Origin of the sequence: Novosphingobium profundi, assembly GCF_018491765.1 — a bacterium.
Classification (GTDB): Bacteria; Pseudomonadota; Alphaproteobacteria; order Sphingomonadales; family Sphingomonadaceae; genus Novosphingobium; species Novosphingobium profundi.
This window is the reverse complement of sequence record NZ_JABWCU010000009.1, coordinates 66,660-84,737: the sequence shown is the minus strand read 5'-3', so window position 1 is coordinate 84,737 and position 18,078 is coordinate 66,660. Positions and strand designations below refer to the sequence as shown.

16 protein-coding genes are annotated in these 18,078 nt (G+C 63.8%); 4 read left to right on the top strand and 12 right to left on the bottom strand.

The annotated features are described in order from the left end of the window. Positions 1-45: 45 nt before the first annotated feature. The 5 genes from HT136_RS11580 to tyrS all read right to left on the bottom strand — a co-directional run bounded on the left by HT136_RS11580 (position 46) and on the right by tyrS (position 4,930). Positions 46-750: a dienelactone hydrolase family protein gene (locus HT136_RS11580; RefSeq protein WP_214199929.1), complete on the bottom strand. Its 705-nt coding sequence runs from the start codon at positions 748-750 to the stop codon at positions 46-48. 61 nt (positions 751-811) lie between these two features. Continuing rightward, positions 812-1,729 carry a cysteine synthase A gene (cysK, locus tag HT136_RS11575; RefSeq protein ID WP_214199928.1) on the bottom strand — a complete coding sequence of 306 codons (918 nt, stop codon included), beginning with the start codon at positions 1,727-1,729 and terminating at the stop codon, positions 812-814. 3 nt (positions 1,730-1,732) lie between these two features. Next, positions 1,733-3,028, bottom strand: coding sequence for an MFS transporter (locus HT136_RS11570; protein ID WP_214200089.1), 1,296 nt, complete (start codon positions 3,026-3,028; stop codon positions 1,733-1,735). A 222-nt stretch (positions 3,029-3,250) separates the two neighbouring features. Further along, positions 3,251-3,589 carry a PilZ domain-containing protein gene (locus tag HT136_RS11565; protein WP_214199927.1) on the bottom strand — a complete coding sequence of 113 codons (339 nt, stop codon included), beginning with the start codon at positions 3,587-3,589 and terminating at the stop codon, positions 3,251-3,253. 108 nt (positions 3,590-3,697) lie between these two features. Further along, a complete protein-coding gene (tyrS, locus tag HT136_RS11560; RefSeq protein WP_214199926.1) occupies positions 3,698-4,930 on the bottom strand; it encodes a tyrosine--tRNA ligase in 1,233 nt (410 codons plus the stop codon). A gap of 115 nt (positions 4,931-5,045) precedes the next feature. On the opposite strand from tyrS, the gene HT136_RS11555 reads away from it, so the two are divergent. Together HT136_RS11555 and HT136_RS11550 are read left to right on the top strand one after the other, a co-directional pair. Then, positions 5,046-5,591, top strand: a complete 546-nt coding sequence (locus tag HT136_RS11555) for a DOMON-like domain-containing protein (protein WP_246543632.1) — start codon at positions 5,046-5,048, stop codon at positions 5,589-5,591. After that, a complete protein-coding gene (locus tag HT136_RS11550; protein ID WP_214199925.1) occupies positions 5,588-6,793 on the top strand; it encodes an exo-beta-N-acetylmuramidase NamZ family protein in 1,206 nt (401 codons plus the stop codon). The genes HT136_RS11555 and HT136_RS11550 overlap by 4 nt, the downstream gene beginning before the upstream one ends. A gap of 3 nt (positions 6,794-6,796) precedes the next feature. Here HT136_RS11550 and ygiD read toward each other — a convergent pair whose 3' ends face one another. From ygiD to HT136_RS11525, 5 genes are all read right to left on the bottom strand, one after another. Continuing rightward, positions 6,797-7,594, bottom strand: a complete 798-nt coding sequence (gene ygiD / locus HT136_RS11545; protein ID WP_214199924.1) for a 4,5-DOPA-extradiol-dioxygenase — start codon at positions 7,592-7,594, stop codon at positions 6,797-6,799. A 106-nt stretch (positions 7,595-7,700) separates the two neighbouring features. Beyond that, on the bottom strand, positions 7,701-8,879 hold the full coding sequence (locus tag HT136_RS11540; RefSeq protein ID WP_214199923.1) for a vWA domain-containing protein: 1,179 nt from the start codon (positions 8,877-8,879) through the stop codon (positions 7,701-7,703). After that, the gene (locus HT136_RS11535; protein ID WP_214199922.1) at positions 8,870-9,748 is read right to left on the bottom strand and encodes a DUF817 domain-containing protein; all 879 of its coding nucleotides are present in this window, start codon (positions 9,746-9,748) and stop codon (positions 8,870-8,872) included. The genes HT136_RS11540 and HT136_RS11535 overlap by 10 nt, the downstream gene beginning before the upstream one ends. Continuing rightward, positions 9,745-10,170, bottom strand: coding sequence for a GFA family protein (locus HT136_RS11530; protein ID WP_214199921.1), 426 nt, complete (start codon positions 10,168-10,170; stop codon positions 9,745-9,747). Before HT136_RS11530 ends, HT136_RS11535 begins: the two co-directional genes overlap by 4 nt. Next, complete coding sequence (locus tag HT136_RS11525) at positions 10,167-11,018, bottom strand: AAA family ATPase (protein WP_214199920.1); 852 nt, start codon at positions 11,016-11,018, stop codon at positions 10,167-10,169. Before HT136_RS11525 ends, HT136_RS11530 begins: the two co-directional genes overlap by 4 nt. Before the next feature lie 175 nt (positions 11,019-11,193). Here HT136_RS11525 and HT136_RS11520 point away from each other — a divergent pair, with 175 nt between their 5' ends. Then, positions 11,194-11,913 (top strand): NYN domain-containing protein, encoded by a 720-nt coding sequence (locus HT136_RS11520; RefSeq protein ID WP_214200087.1) that lies wholly within the window; start codon positions 11,194-11,196, stop codon positions 11,911-11,913. Between the two features lie 331 nt (positions 11,914-12,244). Further along, the gene (locus tag HT136_RS11515) at positions 12,245-14,683 is read left to right on the top strand and encodes a TonB-dependent receptor (RefSeq protein WP_214199919.1); all 2,439 of its coding nucleotides are present in this window, start codon (positions 12,245-12,247) and stop codon (positions 14,681-14,683) included. Between the two features lie 104 nt (positions 14,684-14,787). On the opposite strand, the gene parE is transcribed toward HT136_RS11515, so the two are convergent. Continuing rightward, the gene (parE, locus tag HT136_RS11510) at positions 14,788-16,797 is read right to left on the bottom strand and encodes a DNA topoisomerase IV subunit B (protein ID WP_214199918.1); all 2,010 of its coding nucleotides are present in this window, start codon (positions 16,795-16,797) and stop codon (positions 14,788-14,790) included. Positions 16,798-16,880: 83 nt separating this feature from the next. Beyond that, entirely contained in the window at positions 16,881-18,050 is a 1,170-nt protein-coding gene (locus HT136_RS11505; protein ID WP_214199917.1) for a penicillin-binding protein activator, read from the bottom strand. Between the last annotated feature and the right edge of the window lie 28 nt (positions 18,051-18,078).

Sequence of the window (18,078 nt, the reverse complement as noted above, 5' to 3'; positions counted from 1 at the left end):
GGAGCCTAGGCGGCCCGGGGCTTTTTGAAGAGCAGTCTGCGCCGATCAGGCGCCGAGCGTCTCATCGAAGAAGGAGAGCATCGCGGCCCAGCTCTGGCGGTCGGCGCTACGGCTGTAGGCCAGGAATTCCTGGGTCTTGTGGTCGCTGTCGGGATCGGTGAAACCGTGGCGCACCTGGCCGTAGGCGTGGAAATGCCAGTCCGCCCCGGCCGCGTTCATTTCGTCCCAGAAGCCCAGGACCTGCTCGTGCGGGACGAGTGGGTCACCATCACCGTGGCAAACGAGAACGCGGGCCGAAATTTCGCCGGCCTTGGCGGGCGCCTTGGTATCGAGCGTCCCGTGGAAGCTCACGACCGCCTTGACGTTCGCCCCCATGCGCGCCGCCTCTAGCGCGGCCTGACCGCCCATGCAGTGGCCCATCGCCAGCATTGGGAGTTCGGGAGCAAGCGCACCCAGCGCATCGATCGCCGCGCCGATGTTGCCGCGGTAGAACGACCAGTCCTCACGCAGCGCCGTGCCCATCGGGAACGAGGCTTCGAAGCTCTCGACCGGTTCTCCGTAGAAGTCGGCGACCATGGCGAGGTAGCCCGCGTCGGCGAGGGCCTTGGCGCGCGTTTCCATCAGCGGGATCATGTTGGCGATCGTGGGATAGACGACCACCGCTGCACGCGGGGCGCCGGCCGGGCGGGCGAGCCAGCCCGTGAGATCCTTGCCGCCGTGGCTGTAGGGGACCGCTTCCAATGTGCTCATGCGTAGTTCCATCTGGCTTTTGGGGGGAGAAAGGGAGGCAGGGCCCACGCGGGGCGCCTGCTCATTCGGGGAGGAAATCGGGGACCGAGAGATAGCGCTCGCCGGTGTCGTAGTTGAAGCCCAGGATGCGGCTGCCAGCGGGCAGGTCCTGAAGCTTCTTGGCGATGGCGGCGAGGGTCGCGCCCGAACTGATGCCTACCAGCATGCCTTCCTTGACGGCGCATTCGCGGGCCATCGCCTTGGCCTCGCCGCCGTCGACCTGGATGGCCCCGTCGATGGCCTGGGTGTGCAGGTTGCTGGGGATGAAGCCCGCGCCGATTCCCTGGATCGGGTGCGGGCCGGGCTGGCCACCGGAGATCACCGGGGAAAGTTCGGGCTCGACGGCGTAGGCCTTCATCTGCGGCCAGGATGCCTTGAGCGTTTCGGCGCAGCCGGTGAGGTGGCCGCCGGTTCCCACGCCCGAGATCAGCACGTCGATCGGGGTCTCGGCGAAATCAGCCAGGATTTCCTGTGCGGTGGTACGCGCGTGGATGGCGGGATTGGCGGCATTGTCGAACTGCTGGGGCATCCAGGCACCGGGCGTGGAGGCAACCAGTTCGGTGGCGCGCTCGATCGCCCCCTTCATGCCCTTCTCGCGCGGGGTGAGGTCGAACGTTGCGCCATAGGCGAGCATCAGGCGACGGCGCTCGATCGACATCGATTCGGGCATGACGAGCACGAGCTTGTAGCCCTTGACGGCGGCCACCATGGCCAGGCCGATGCCGGTGTTGCCCGAGGTCGGTTCGATGATGGTGCCACCGGGCTGGAGACTGCCATCGGCCTCCGCGGCCTCGATCATGGCAAGAGCGATGCGGTCCTTGATCGAGCCGCCCGGATTGGTCCTTTCCGATTTCACCCAGACCTCGTGGTCGGGGAAGAGGCGCGAAAGGCGGATGTGGGGCGTGTTGCCGATCGTGGCGAGAACGCTTGCTGCCTTCATGGCTCAGGAATCCTCTCTTGCAGGTGATGTGTCAAAAGTGCGGGCACGGCGGATTTCGGGAAAGAGAAAGGCCCACAGCGCCGTGATCAATATGGCTCCCGCGCCGCCAAAAACAACGGCTCCCGTCGCACCGAGGAAGGCGGCGGCTATGCCCGACTGCATTTCGCCCAATTCGTTGGACGCCGAAATCGCGAGGCCCGAAATCGCCGAGACGCGGCCGCGCTTGTCGTCGGGCGTACGCAGTTGCACCAGGGAGCCGCGCACGAACATCGAGACCATGTCGGCCGCGCCGAGCAGCGCGAGGAAGACGAGAGAGAGGGCGAGGCTGCGCGAAAGCCCGAAGGCGAGCGTCGCGGCGCCATAGGCGCCGACTGCCAGCAGCATCTTGACGCCGACTTCCTTGGCGATCGGACGGAAGGACAGGAAAAGCGCCATCACGGCCGCGCCCGCCGCCGTGGCCGCACGCATTTCTCCGAGGCCAGCGGGACCGACATGCAGGATGTCGCGCGCAAAGACGGGCATCAGGGCCGTGGCGCCGCCGAGCAGGACCGCGAAGAGATCGAGCGTAATGCAGCCGAGCAGGAAGCGTTCGTACCAGATGAACTGAAAACCCTCGACAATCTGGCGGACGGGGTGGGCTTTGCGCGCGTCGGGATGGACCTCGGGAAGGTTGCGGATCGCCATCACGCTGATCGCGGCGATGACCTGGAACACCGCCGAGGTGGTGTAGGGAAGCGGAGCATGCCAGGCGAAGAGGTAGCCCGCAGCGGCCGGGCCGACGATCGTGCCCACCTGCATCGCGATCGAGTTGAGCGCGATGGCCTTGGGAATGAGCCGGGGCGGCACGATGTTGGGCGCAATCGCGCCCATCGCGGGACTGATGAATACGCGCACCACGCCGTGCAGCACCGCGAAAGCGTAGAGCACGGGCAGGCTGTGGAGCTGCATCGCGGTCGTGATCGCAAGGCCCACCGCGACGAGGCAATCAAGGAACGAGGCAGCGGCCGCCACCTTGCGGCGATCGATCCGGTCAGCGAGTACGCCCGCGACCGGGGTCAGCAGGAAGACCGGCATGAACTGCGCGAATCCCAGCAGGCCGAGTTGGAACGAAGCCTGCGCGATCGACATGCCGTAATGGCTGCGCGCGACGTCGTAGAGCTGGTATCCGATGATCACGACCATGGCGGTCGAGGCGAGGACAGCGCAGCAACGTGCCAGCCAGAACTTGCGGTAATCCGCAATCTGGAGCGGTGACGTCGGGCTGCCAGTGGGAGTCGAGGTATTCACGAAACGCTGCATGGCAGCGAGGCGGCGAATTGCCAAGCCATGCAGCGTTTTATGGCCAGTAGACGATCTTTGTCGGAGCGAGTCGCGACGCACATGCCCAAGTGCGCAGTTCGCCCGCGACGCGTCCGTGGTATTCAAAGTCCAGTGCGGTGCGACCCGATCTGGTGGCTCGGCTTTGCGCGTGGCCGGACCTCGTATCCGGCGTGACGGGCGCGCAGGACCCCGATCGTGTTCTTAGCGGCGGGGGCGAAGGCGCGGGTTGGGCTGGAGGTTGTCGACCAGCTTGAGGAAGTCGTCGATGCGGATGATGCGCTCGAACTGGAAACCGGCACGCCCTTCGTGGGCCCAGATCAGGTGCGCCTCGATGCGGCCGATCACCGGCAGGCGCATCACCAGACGTTCGCCGCGTTCAAGGCCCAGCTCGCCCTGGGCCATGAAGCCCTGGGCCGAGATATTGACGATGTGAAGATGCACATCACCGAGCTGACGATGCTCGGCAATCACCTTGTAGTCGACGGGGTGGCGCGCCGCGCGCCGCTTGTCGGTTACAGTGAGCTGTGCTCCTGCACTCATGGGCTTTTGCCTCTGCTTGTGGATGACTCCGACCAGCTTTGGCTCAAAATGGCAAACAATGCGTTAAGACGACTGTGCAATATGGCAGGAATTTGCCGTTAGTCCGGGTTAAATACCCTTGATAACACCGTGCTTTTTCTTGCCGACGCTCAGTTTGGCCGATGTGCCGTGTGCCACCGTGATGAGGAAGCCGGGATCATCCATCAGCACCTCGTCGAGACGCACCGCACCTTCGCCGATCTTGCGCTTGGCCTCGCCGTTCGAGGCGGTGAAGCCGAGCGCGGTGCAGGCCGCGCCAAGGCGGACGCCCTCCGAACCGACTTCGAGCGTGGGCAGGTCCTCGCCCAGGCCACCGGCGGCGAAAGTCTGCGCGGCGGTCGCCTCGGCGGTCTTCGCGGCCTCTTCGCCACGGCACAGACGGGTCGCCTCGTTGGCGAGGATCACCTTGGCGTCGTTGATCGCGCTGCCCTCGAGCGCCTCGAGGCGGGCGATCTCGTCGAGCGGCAGGTCGGTGAACAGGCGCAGGAACTTGCCTACGTCACGGTCGTCGCAATTGCGCCAGAACTGCCAGTAGTCGTACGAGGGCAGCATGGCCTCGTTGAGCCAGACCGCACCCGAAACCGACTTGCCCATCTTGGTGCCGTCGGCCTTGGTGATGAGCGGGGTGGTGAGGCCGAAGACCTCCTTGCCATCCATGCGACGGGCCAGTTCGACGCCGTTGACGATGTTGCCCCACTGGTCCGATCCGCCCATCTGCAGCCGCACGCCCATGGTGTCGCTGAGGTGGCGGAAATCGTAGCCTTGCAGGATCATGTAATTGAATTCGAGGAAGGTCATCGGCTGCTCGCGCTCGAGGCGCAGCTTGACCGAATCGAAGCTCAGCATGCGGTTCACGGTGAAGTGCGTGCCGACCTTCTGGAGCATCTCGATGTAGCCGATCTTGCCCAGCCAGTCGTGGTTGTTGACCATGACCGCATCGGTCGGTCCGTCGCCGAAGGTCAGGAACCGCTCGAAGGCGGTGCGGATCGAGGCGATGTTGCCTTCGATGGCCTCGTCCGACAGCATCTTGCGCACTTCGTCCTTGCCGGTGGGGTCGCCGATCCGCGTGGTGCCACCGCCCATAAGCACGACCGGCTTGTGGCCAGCCTGCTGGAGACGGCGCAGCAGCATGATCGAGACGAGGTTGCCGACATGGAGCGAGGAGGCCGTGGCATCGAAGCCCACGTAACCCGGTACGACCTGCTTGGTGGCAAGGGCGTCAAGCTCGTGTGCGTCGGTCATCTGGTGGATGTAACCGCGCTCATCGAGCAGGCGAAGCAGGTCCGATTTGTACTGGGTCATGATGGACGAGCGCTTAGCCACCGGCGAGGCGGGTGGCAAGAGTGTGGGCGCGGTCTCGACGCCTGTCGCAGCGCTCGCTAAAAACGATGGCCGCGACCGAGGAGATCGAATTCGCATGTCGTCCGAGACCTTTACGCTTGTCTGTCACCCGCAGACACCCGCCAGAACCATAACCGCAGTGCGCGGGCGCGTTACGCCCGACGGCGAATGGCTGCGGCTGCGCTGGCGCATCGAGGGCGCGGGTGAACTCGTCGTTCCGGCCTTCGCGGGCAAGGGCCGGGCGGACAACCTGTGGCAGACGACCTGCTTCGAGTTCTTTCTCGCCAGCCCTGTTGAGGACGGCTACAGCGAATTCAACCTGTCGCCTTCGGAGCGTTGGGCGGCTTATGATTTCAGCGCGATCCGGACCGGCATGGAGCCGCGGCCGATGCCCCACGAACCGGTCTGCACGATGCGCAAGGGCGAGACGCTCGCGATCTTCGATGCCGCCTTGCCGCGCGCAGCCCTGCCGGCCTTTCCCTGGCGTTGCGGGATCACCGCCGTCCTCGAGGAGACCGGCGGGCAGCGCAGCTACTGGGCGCTCGTCCATGGCGCTTCGCAGCCCGACTTCCACGATCCGGCTTGCTTCACGCTCGCGCTTGCGGCACCGGAAGGAGCATGAACTTCGGTATCGATCGTCTCCTCGCAGACCCTGAACTGCGCAAGCCCCTCGAAGGCCAGCGCGTCGCTCTCGTAGCCCATCCCGCCTCGGTTACGAAGGACCTTGTCCATTCGCTCGACGCGTTGATCGCGGCGGGCGTGAACGTGACGTCGGCCTTCGGCCCGCAGCACGGGCTCAAGGGCGACAAGCAGGATAACATGGTCGAAACCGCGGATGAGCGCGACCCGGTCCACGGCATTCCGGTCTTCAGCCTCTACGGTGAAGTGCGCCGCCCCAGCGCGGCGATGATGGACACCGCCGACGTCTTCCTGTTCGATCTTCAGGATCTGGGCTGCCGCATCTACACTTTCGTGACGACCTTGCTCTACCTGCTCGAGGCCGCCGCCGAAGGGGGCAAGTCGGTCTGGGTGCTCGACCGTCCCAATCCCGCGGGGCGTCCGGTCGAGGGGACCACGCTCCTGCCGGGGCAGGAAAGCTTCGTCGGCGCGGGTCCGATGCCGATGCGTCATGGTTTGACACTGGGCGAAATGGGCCACTGGTTCGTCCGCCATTTCCAGCTCGACGTTGATTACCAGGTGATCGCGATGGAGGGTTGGGAGCCGCTGGCGGGGCCCGGCTTTGGCTGGCCGCAGGACCGCATCTGGATCAATCCCAGCCCGAACGCGGCGAACCTCAACATGGCGCGCGCCTATGCCGGCACGGTCATGATCGAGGGGGCGACGGTATCGGAAGGGCGTGGCACCACGCGCCCGCTCGAAGTGCTGTTCGGTGCGCCCGATCTCGACGCCAAGGCGATCCTGGCCGAAATGGAGCGGATTGCACCGGAGTGGATGGCGGGCTGCGCGCTACGCGAATGCTGGTTCGAGCCGACCTTCCACAAGCACCAGGGCACACTGTGCAGTGCGCTCATGATCCATGCCGAAGGCGGCTTCTACGATCACGGTGCGTTCAAGCCCTGGCGTCTTCAGGCGCTGGCCTTCAAGGCGATCCGCAATCTCTATCCCGACTATCCGCTCTGGCGCGATTTTCCCTACGAGTACGAGTTCGATCGCCTCGCCATCGACGTGATCAACGGCGGTCCGGCACTGCGCGAATGGGTGGATGATCGCAGCGCCTTGCCGGGCGATCTCGACGCGCTGGCCCGTGCCGACGAAGCCGCGTGGCGCGCCGAAGTCGCCGATCTGCTGCTTTACCCCGCCTGAGGATCACGCGGGCAGGGCGACCTCGTCGAGGACGCGGGTGTCGCCCAGCAGGTACGAGGTCATCGACAGCGCCGAGTCGATGGTGTCGTTGAACAGGCCGACCTGGTCTTCGGGCAGTCGCGCGCCGACAGCGTAGAGCAGCGGCAGGTAGTGTTCCGCCGAATTGATCGCGTTGGCGGCCGCCTGGTCCTCGCGTGAGAATTGCGTGAGCGCGGCAAGGTCGTTGGCGATCACGGCCTGGTTGATCCGCTGCTGGAATTCGACGGCCCATTCCGGCTTGGTTCCTTGCGAACCGCGCCAGAGCCGCAAGTTGTGCACGATGTTGCCGCTCGCAACGATCAGCACCCCTTCACGGCGCAGGGGGGCTAGCCTTTGGGCCAGGGTCAGGTGCTGCTCGGGCGTGAGGGCGTGGTTGATGCTCATGGCGACTACGGGAATGTCGGCCTCGGGAAAGAGTGGACGCAGCACGCCCCAGACGCCGTGGTCGAAGCCCCAGCTCGCATCGCCGCGAACGGGAATGTCGCCAGCGCGCGCGGCGATGGCTTGCTGCAGTTCGGGCGAGGTCGCGGCCGGATAGAGCATTTCGTAAAGTTCCTGAGGAAATCCCCGGAAGTCATGGATCGTGCGGGGAAATTCCTCTGCGCTGAAGTGCGTTGCCCCTCGCGTCTCCCAATGCGCGGTGACCGTGAGGATCGCCTTGGGGCGGGGCAACGCTCGACCCAGCGCCTCCAGGAAACGGCGCTCGGGGTTGTCGGTGATCATGGTCATGGGCGAGCCGTGGCCGACGAAGAGGGAGGGCATGGTCTGGTGCATGCCTAGAAGATGGTCGTTGGCGGCGCGGCATGCAATTCGTCACGAATGCATACCACCCATGCACTTATTCACGCGCCACGTGTTCGAAGCGCGATCATGTGCGGCGGGTCAGGTGCCGCATCGCGCCGTCGAGACCGGCAAGGGTCAGCGGGAACATGGCGTCCTGGACCAGTTCGCGCATCATCCTGGTCGACTGCGTGTAACCCCATTGCGGTTCGGGCACGGGGTTCAGCCAGACCGTTGCGGGATAAGTCTGGACCACGCGGCGCATCCAGCTTGAGCCGGGCTCTTCGTTCATGTGTTCTACCGATCCGCCCGGATAGCTGATCTCGTAGGGGCTCATCGCCGCGTCCCCCACGAAGATCACCTTGTAGTCATGCCCGTACTTATGAAGGATGTCCCAGGTCGCGATGCGCTGCGACCAGCGCCGGGCGTTGTCCTTCCAGACGCCTTCGTAGAGGCAGTTGTGGAAGTAGAAGAACTCGAGGTTCTTGAATTCGCCGGTGGCTGCGCTGAAAAGGTCCTCCACCATCGTGACGAAGGGGTCCATGGATCCGCCGACGTCGAGGAAGAGCAACACCTTCACCGCGTTGTGCCGTTCGGGGCGCATGCGGATGTCAAGCCAGCCCTGTTTGGCGGTACCGCGGATGGTCGCATCGAGGTCGAGTTCCTCACTGGCGCCCTCGCGGGCAAAGCGTCGCAACCGCCGCAGCGCCACTTTCATGGTCCGGGTGCCAAGTTCGCGCGTATTGTCGAGGTTCGCGAATTCGCGCTTTTCCCAGACCTTGATCGCGCGCTTGTGCTTGCTTTCGCCACCAATGCGCACCCCTTCCGGATTGTAGCCCGAGTGGCCGAAGGGGGAGGTGCCGCCCGTGCCGATCCACTTGCTGCCGCCCTGGTGCCGCTCCTTCTGCTCCTCAAGGCGCTGGCGCAGGGTGTCCATGATCGTGTCCCAATCGCCGAGCGAGGCGATCCGCTCCATTTCCTCGGGGGTGAAATAGCGTTCGGCGAGTTGCTTGAGCCATTCCTCGGGAACTTCGACCGGCTGCTGTCCGAACTCGGTGAAGACCCCCTTGAAGACCTTCTGGAAGACCTGGTCGAAGCGGTCGAGCAGGCCCTCGTCCTTCACGAACGTCGCGCGGGCAAGATAGTAGAAGGCTTCCGGTGTCTGCGCGATCACGCCCTTGTCGAGCGCTTCGAGCAGGAGAAGGTGCTCCTTGAGTGAGGCCTGGATCCCCGCATGGCGCAGTTCGTCGACAAAGTTCAGGAACATGGCGCGGGCGTTCCGGCGCCGGGCAGCTGGCGCGTTCGGGGGTGATGGACGACGGCAACCAGCACGAACGAGATATACATGAGAAGATACCAGGCCCCCAGCTTCGCAGGATGCACGAGGGTCCAGCCATGGGCCTGCGCCGGGTAGATCCACGCGCGCGAAAAGGTTGCGAGGTTCTCGGCGAACCAGATGAAAAGCGCGACCAGGAACCAGCCCAGGAGCAGTGGCATCCAGCGATCCTCACGCCAGACGCGAAACCAGATGCGGGTACGGGCGAAGAGCAAGCCGAGGCAGGCGAAGAGGCCCAGCCGCGCGTCGGGAAGCCAATGGTGTGCGAAGAAATTGACGTAGATCGCGATGGCCAGGAAGACGCTCCACTCGCGCGGCGGATAGGCGGTGAAGCGAAAGTCGAAAATGCGCCAGACCCGTGCGATGTAGCTGCCGACGGCGGCGTACATGAAGCCCGAGAACAAGGGGACTGCGCCGATCCGCAGCAAGCTGGGCTCAGGATAGAGCCAGGACCCATGCGCTGTCTTGAACAGCTCCATGACCGTGCCCACGACGTGGAAGGCAAGGATGACCTTGGCCTCGTCGAGCGTCTCCAACCGCAAGGCCAGCATGGCCAGCTGGATGCCAAGCGCCGCTATCGTCAGAAAATCGTAGCGGGTGAGCGGGGCCGTGTCGGGATAGAAGAGGTGGGTGGCGAAAAGGAGCACGAGCAGCAGGCCGCCGAACAGGCAGGCCCAGCCTTGCTTGAAGCCGAAAAGCAGGAATTCGTAGGTCCACGCGCGCCAGCCAGGCCGCGGCTCGAAGGCCTCCAGCCGCGTTCGCACGCGGGCGAACCGGGTGTGTTCGAGCGCGGTGCTCACGCCGGGGGCGGAGCCGGAGGTTGCTGGGGCCAGACTTCGAGCTCGGAATCGATGACCGCCCAATCGGGCGCATCTTCAGTCCAGATCGCCATGGAGGGTCGCAGGCCGTGATCGGCATCGAGTGCCCCCATGCGCATCGTCATGAGGTGCTGGCGGGCCGAGCTTTGTCCATAGATTTGCGTCCCGCACTTGGGACAGAAATGGAACGTCAGCGTATTGCCGCTGGCGGCCGTCCAGCTTGCCGAGGCGGTTTCGCCCTGAAGCGTGACGTCCTGCGCCTTGAACATCGCATTGTTGGTAGGGCCGCCCGCCGCGAGTTGCTGGCATTGGCGGCACCAGCACTGGCGCGTACCAACAGGCTCTCCGGCGATTTCGAGGGTGATCGCGCCACAGGCGCAGCGTCCGGTATAAGGTGTCGTCATTGTCCGTTTCCGCGCCGGGCCATGAACGCCAGGCGTTCGAAGAGCATGACGTCCTGTTCGTTCTTGAGCAAGGCTCCGTGGAGAGGTGGAATTGCCTTGCCCGCGTCGCGGCTTTGCAGGACGTCGAGCGGCATGTCCTCGTTCATCAGGAGCTTGAGCCAGTCAAGCAGTTCGCTGGTCGAGGGCTTCTTCTTGAGGCCGGGTACCTCGCGCAATTCGTAGAAGATTTCCATGGCTTTGCGCACCAGGGTTTTCTGGATTTGCGGGAAATGGACGTCGATGATCGCCTCCATCGTCGCGCGGTCGGGAAAGGCGATGTAGTGGAAGAAGCAGCGGCGCAGGAATGCGTCGGGCAGGTCCTTCTCATTGTTCGAGGTGATCACCACGATCGGGCGTTCGCGCGCGGCGATGTGCTCTCCGGTTTCGTAGACGTCGAAGGCCATGCGATCGAGTTCGGCGAGCAGGTCGTTGGGAAACTCGATGTCGGCCTTGTCGATCTCGTCGATCAGCAGCACGGGCAGGCGCTCGCTGGTGAAGGCTTCCCACAGCTTGCCCTTGCGGATGTAGTTCGAGATGTCGTGGACGCGCGCTTCGCCCAGTTGCCCATCGCGCAGGCGACCGACCGCGTCGTATTCGTAGAGCCCCTGGTGGGCCTTGGTCGTCGACTTGACGTTCCAGGTGATGAGCGGCGCGTCCAGCGCCTCGGCGATCTGTTCGGCGAGAACCGTCTTGCCGGTGCCCGGTTCGCCTTTCACCAATAAGGGGCGGCGCAGCAGGACGGCGGCGTTGACTGCGACCTTCAGGTCGTCGGTCGCAACATATTGGCTCGTGCCTTCAAAGCGTTGCATCGTGGATCCTTGTCATCCGGGCGCGGATTGTCGCCTTAGTTTGGTAGGCGGGCGAGGGCATTGCAAGGGGGCAGGGCGGAGCCGAAGCTTCGCATGCAACCTCGTGGCCTGCGGTGTATTGCTTTGGTCGAACGGACGAGGCCCGGGAGCGGGCCGATTGAAGAGGACAAGACCCATGGCTCAGCGCCCGACCAGCCGCACGCGCAACATCGCTCTTTTGATCGATGCCGATAACGCGTCGCCTTCCAGCCTCGAGAGTGCGCTGACGATCCTGGGTGATCTGGGCACGGTCAATATCCGGCGGGCCTATGGCAACTGGAGCAAGCCCGCACTCAAGGGGTGGTCGAGCCTCGTTCATCGTTACGCGCTCGAACCGCAGCAGCAGTTCGACCTGACCAAGGGCAAGAACGCGACCGACATGAAGATGACGATCGATGCGATGGACCTGCTTTATGACGGTCATGTCGATGGTTTCGGGCTGATGACCAGCGACAGCGATTTCATGCCGCTCGCCATCCGGATTCGGCAAAATGGAACCCCGGTCTACGGCTTTGGCACCGATCGCACGCCGGAGGCATTCCGGGAGGCATGCACCCGTTTCATCGATCTTGGCGCTGTTGCTGCCGAACCTTCCGGTACGAACGAAAAGGCAAACGGGCGAATTCCACAAGTCGATGAAACGCTGATCTCACTCCTAGGCGACGCCTGGCGCGCCAGTCGGCGCGATGACGACGGGTTCGCAAGCCTTTCCGAAGTGGGCCAGCGCGTTGCCAATCGTTCGAGCTTCGATGCGCGAAGCTATGGCTTCTCGCGACTTTCAGAACTCGTTCAGAGCTTGCCGAACTTCGCGACCGAGAACCGTGAAGGAGCGCTTTATATCAAGAGATTGCGCTAAAAATATCCGAACGTTGCACTGGTGATGCAGGGCTATTTCATCAATGGACCAACTTGACCCCTGGCATTCGAACCTTGCTTCTCAGCGCATTGTCCGACTGGCGATAAGCTTATTAGTCAGGTGATGTGCAAATCGGATCACCCACCAATAACCCATATTGTCATATCAAAATGACACGTTGAATCGGATGCGTCTGAAACGGGACGTGCGCTCGGCCGCTTGCAGGGTCGGGTTCGCGACGCGGCGTGAAAAGTCGGTGCGATAGTGTCCGGGAGTTGTTGACGCGCGGCTGTATCAGGAGGCCGCGCCAAGCTTGGGGATTTGAAGAGAAATGAGGATCATTCAACGCCGCGCGGGTGTGCGGGCGCTGTCGTGCGCCCTGTTCGCGGGAACCGCGACGCTCGCCGTACCTGCCGTCGCGCAGGAAACCAGTGACACCGCAGCCCACCCGATCGATAACACGATTCTGGTCACGACAGCGCGCAAGCGCGAGGAATCGGTGCTCGACGCGCCGATCGCGATCACCGGGTTCACGGGAGACCAACTGGCCGCCAAGGGCGTGACCACGGTCATCGACCTCGCCCAGCAAACGCCGGGTCTCAACATCAACAACAATTATTCGGGCCGCGCCGACCGTTCGTATGCCCAGGTTATCATCCGTGGCTTCACGTCGTCCTCGCCGACCGTGTCGACCGCGTCGATGTTCATCGATGGGGTTCCGGTTTCGTCGACTTCGGCGCTGTCTTCGATCAACAACCCGGAACGTGTCGAAGTGCTCAAGGGGCCGCAGCCGGTCTACTTTGGCCGGCAGACCTTTGCAGGGGCGATCAACGTGGTGAACCGCGATCCCGGCGACGAGCTCGGCGGCAAGGTCGAGGCTACGCTGGGCACCCGCAACAATTATGAGCTCTACGGCGAATTGAACGTCCCTGTCGTCCAGGACGTCCTTTCTTTCCGCGTCACCGGCGACAAGTGGGCGAAGGACGGCAGCTATACCAACGGCTACAACGGTAGCACGATGGGGGATCAGTCCAGCGAGAGCTACACCGCCTACATGGTGTTTACGCCCAGTTCGAACCTGAAGATCAAGGCCTTCGGTCTCTATTCGAAGGACGATGACGGCCCGTCCGCGACCGGTATCCTGGCCACTCACGACTATTCGGGAACGGATGGCAGTTCGATCTTCAGCGACCAGTCGAACTGCACCACGTCGAACGGAAATCCGTGGTTCTGCGGTGTCGCTCCTAAGCTGGCCAATGGCATTGCCACCAACACCAGCATGACGAATTACGAGAAGGACTGGCTGTCGAGCCAGGGCAGCCTGTTCAACGACGATCTCGATCACTACGGGCTTGTGCGCGATTACTACCACGCGCACCTGAACGTTGATTATGATCTGGGCAACGGGTTCAGCGTTTCGAGCCTGACGGGCTACAACTTCGAGAACTACGCGACGCTTCTCGACAGCGACAACGCCGACACCTCATCGATTACGACGACGTATGGCCCGGGCTACTTCAACTATATCTACGTGGCTGAAAGCCGGAACGAGGACGTGTCGCAGGAAGTGCGCTTCGCCTACGATACCAGCGCGCTCCATGCCACGCTTGGCGCCAGCTATCTCGACGCCACGGTCACCTCGGGCGGCGGCGGCGGGACCGACCTCTCGACGGCCACGATCAAGCGTCGCGGCAAGAGCGAGGCGGAAACCTGGGGCATCTTCGGCGGAGTGACCTACAAGTTCGACAACGGAATCAGCATCAGTGCGGAAGGCCGCGTTCAGTGGGATACTCTCAGCGCTTATTCGGGCGAAGGCGGGACCACCGTCACCAATGATGCGACTGGCATCGCGGCCGGGACGTACGATGACGGTTCGCTGTTGCTCCAGAAGACTTACGTCAACTTCCTGCCGCGTGCGATCGTGCAGTACGACATCCCCGGCTCCGACCTGATGGTCTATGCCTCATGGTCGAAGGCGGTCAACCCGGGCCAATTCAACTCGAGCTTCCTGACCTATAGCGATTCCATCGTCGAAAGCGCCACAGAGGCCGGCCTCCAGGTCGAAGTGAAGCCTGAAACGGTCACGAACTACGAATTGGGTCTGAAGGGCGCACTGTTCAACAACGCGGTCACGTTCAGCTCGGACGTCTACTACGCGCAATGGCGCGATCAGCTCAACACGATCGCAGTAACCGCAGTCGATTCGAGCGGCAACGCCCAGATTTTGTCGGGCGTGGCCAATACCGGTAGCGTAAACCTGTGGGGCATCGAGTTCGAGGCCAACTGGCGCGTCAACCACATCGTCTCGCTCAACGCCGGAGGTTCGATCAACGACACCGACGTGCAAGACTATACCTATCCGCTGACCACGGCGTTGACGGGTATCTCGGACTTCTCGGGCAAGCAGATGCCGAACACGTCGAAGTACTCGGCGGTCGCAGGCATCTCGCTCGAGGATACGTTCAAGGGCTCGGACACGAGCTGGTTCGCCCGTGCCGACTACTCGTTCAAGTCGGGCGTGTGGTCGGACGTCGCGAATACCGTGCGCACGCCCGACCGCAGCGTGGTCAATGTGCGTGCCGGCGTGAAGTTCGGTCAGACGCGCATCGAGGGTTGGGTGAAGAACCTGTTCGACAACCGTCAGTACACCTCGATTTACGACAACTACATGCTGACGCCGGGCTACGCCTACTATTCGGTGCAGTCGGCGGTCGTCGTCGGCCTGCCCGAGGGGCGCACGGCAGGTCTGAAGGTCTCGATGGGCTTCTAAGCCCTGCGCATCGTCAGATAAAAGAAGGCCCGCAAGGTTATCGCCTTGCGGGCCTTTCGTTTGGACGCGGGATCGATCGCAGGCGTCGTCGCAAGGTACGCTCGTCAGGCGTCGATCAGGTCGCGATCGACGTCGCCCGCACGGTTCTGGATGAACTGGAAGCGGTGTTCGGGATTACGGCCCATCAGGCGGTCGACGAGGTCCTTGACCACGGCGCGGTCTTCGTACTCGCTGGGCAGCGTGATGCGCACGAGCGAGCGGCTGGCGGGTGCCATCGTCGTCTCGCGCAGCTGCTGCGGGTTCATCTCGCCGAGGCCCTTGAAACGGCCGATCTCGACTTTCTTGCCCTTGAACTGGGTCTTTTCCAGTTCGGCGCGGTGCGCATCGTCGCGCGCGTAGGCCGAGGTCGATCCCGACACCAGGCGATAGAGCGGGGGCTGCGCGAGGTAGAGATGGCCCTTGCGCACGATATCGGGCATCTCCTGGAAGAAGAACGTCATCAGCAAGGTGGCGATGTGCGCACCGTCAACGTCGGCATCGGTCATGATGATGATGCGATCGTAGCGCAAGTTGTCGGCGTTGCAGTCCTTGCGCACGCCACAGCCGAGCGCGAGCATCAGGTCGGCGATTTCCTGGTTCGCGCGGATCTTGTCCGCGCTGGCCGAGGCGACGTTGAGGATCTTGCCGCGGATCGGCAGGATCGCCTGGGTCTTGCGGTCGCGCGCCTGCTTGGCCGAGCCGCCGGCCGAGTCGCCCTCGACGATGAAGAGTTCGGTCTCTCCGTGGCCTTCGCCCGAACAGTCGGTCAGCTTGCCGGGAAGGCGCACTTTCTTGGCGTTGGTGGCGGTTTTGCGCTTGACCTCGCGCTCGGCCTTGCGACGCAGGCGCTCTTCGACGCGCTCGAGTACGGTGCCGAGCAGCGCCTTGCCGCGTTCGAGATTGTGCGACAGGAAATGGTCGAAATGGTCGCGCACCGCGTTTTCGACCAGGCGCGTGGCCTCGGTGCTGGTGAGGCGGTCCTTGGTCTGGCTCTGGAACTGGGGGTCGCGGATGAAGACCGAGAGCATGATCTCGCTGCCCGTCACCACGTCGTCGGGCGTGATGTCCTTGGCCTTCTTCTTTTCGCCGATCAATTCGGCGAAGGCACGGATGCCCTTGGTGAGCGCGGCGCGCAGGCCCTGTTCGTGCGTGCCCCCATCGGGCGTGGGGATGGTGTTGCAGTACCAGGAATAGGAGCCGTCCGAATAGAGCGGCCAGGCGATCGCCCATTCGACACGGCCCTGCTGGAGGCCCTCGTCGTTGTCCGGAAAATCCTGAGAGCCCGAGAAGAACTCGGAGGTGACGCATTCGCGCCCCTTGACCTGTTCGGCAAGGTGATCGGCAAGGCCGCCCGGGAACTGGAAGGTCGCCTCGGTGGGCACGTCCTCTCCGGCGAGCGCGGGCGCACACTTCCAGCGGATCTCGACCCCTGCGAAGAGGTATGCCTTCGAGCGCACGAGCTTGAACAGGCGTGCAGGCTTGAACCTGAGTTCGCCGAAAATCTCTGTGTCGGGCGTGAAGGTGACGGCGGTGCCGCGCCGGTTGGGCGCCGCTCCGACCTTCTGGATCGGCCCCAACGTCATCCCGCGCGAGAATTCCTGCGCGTAGAGTTCCTTGTTGCGGGCCACTTCGACACGCGTCTTGCTCGAGAGCGCGTTGACGACCGAAATACCCACCCCGTGCAGGCCACCCGAGGTCGCATAGGCCTTGCCGGAGAACTTGCCACCCGAGTGCAGCGTCGAGAGGATTACCTCGAGCGCGGACTTGCCGGGGTACTTGGGATGTTCGTCGACCGGGATGCCGCGCCCGTTGTCGGAGATGGTGATGCGTCCCGCGGTGCCGGGCTCTTCCTCGAGCGTGACCTCGATACGGTTGGCATGGCCCGCGACGGCTTCGTCCATCGCGTTGTCGAGAACTTCGGCGGCAAGGTGATGGAGCGCGCGCTCGTCAGTGCCGCCGATGTACATGCCCGGACGCCGGCGAACCGGCTCGAGGCCTTCCAGAACCTCGATCGCCGAGCCGTCGTAGGTTTCGCCGCCCGATGCGGGCATGTTCTCGAAAAGATTATCCGACATGCCCTGATCTATAGGGGGCGCATATCCGCGCGAGCAAGCGGAGTGCCCCCTTTTTTCCGCTGTTTTGGAGCCTTCCTGGAAAATCAGGGGCCGAAACGGGTCGGGGCCGGGTTCACGACGCGCACAGTGCCTGCTGCGACTTCACGCACTTCGAGCGCGCGCTCGACCACGCCGCCGCGGGTGAAGCGGAAGGGCCCGTCGAGGCCGAGGAAACCATCGGGCGACACCAGGTTCGCGGTCGGAAACTTGGTTCCCTGCTTCCAGTCACGCGCGACGCGCAAGGTGAGCAGCACCGCATCGTAGCCGAGTGTCGCGATGCGGTAGGGCTGCGCACCGAAGCGGCTGCGGTAGCTCGTCGAGAACTGGGCGAAGCGCTGGTCGGATACGGTCGAGAACCAGGCACCGCGAAGCGCAGGAGTGGTTGCGAGCTTCTTTTCGCCGCCCCACAGTTCGGTGCCGAGCAGGCGAACCGAGCTACCCTCGTCGCCAGCGCGGTATTCGGTCGCGGCCTGGGCCGAAAGCGAGCCGCTGTCGGCAATGAGCAGCGCACCGTAACCGCCCTTGGCCTTGATGCGCTGCGCGGCAGCGCGGATCGAGGCGGGGCTGCGGTCATAGGCTTCCATCGCGATCACCGCACCGCCGCCCTCACGCACCGTGTTCATCAGCGCCGAACTCGTACGCTCGCCATAGTCGCCGCGCGGGACGAGCGCGCCGAAGGTCGTGATGCCCTTGGACCGCGCGTACTTGACCGTGCGCGCGATCGACTGGCCGGGCAGGTTGCCCATTACGAAGACCGAACCCGACGCCATCTTCTCATCGTTCGAGAACGAGATGAGCGGTACGCCAGCCTTGTGCGCGGCGGCGTTGACGATGGGGATGTTGTCCGAGAGCAATGGCCCCAGGATCAGGCGGTTGCCGTCCGCGAGAGCGCGGCGTGCGGCTCCGGCGGGATCGGTTGCGGTGTCGTAAGTGGTGATGCGAAGGTTCGAGGCGTTGGTGTCGAGCAGCGCCATCGTCGCGGCGTTGGCGATCGACTGGCCGACCTCTCCGTTGCTGCCCGTCGTCGGGACGAGCAGGGCAATGCGGTGATGCGCGGTGTCGGTGGGCAGGGTGCTTTCGCTCGGCTTGGGCTCGGGCGGAAGATCGGGTGCGGACGTCTTGGGTACCACGGCGCAGCCCGCGACCAGCGTCATTGCCGCTGCTGCGAGCAGGCTGCGCCGGTTCGTGAAACTTTTCAGGCCAGTGTCGAACATTGCTTGCCGCTCCCGTAGTGCTTGGGCA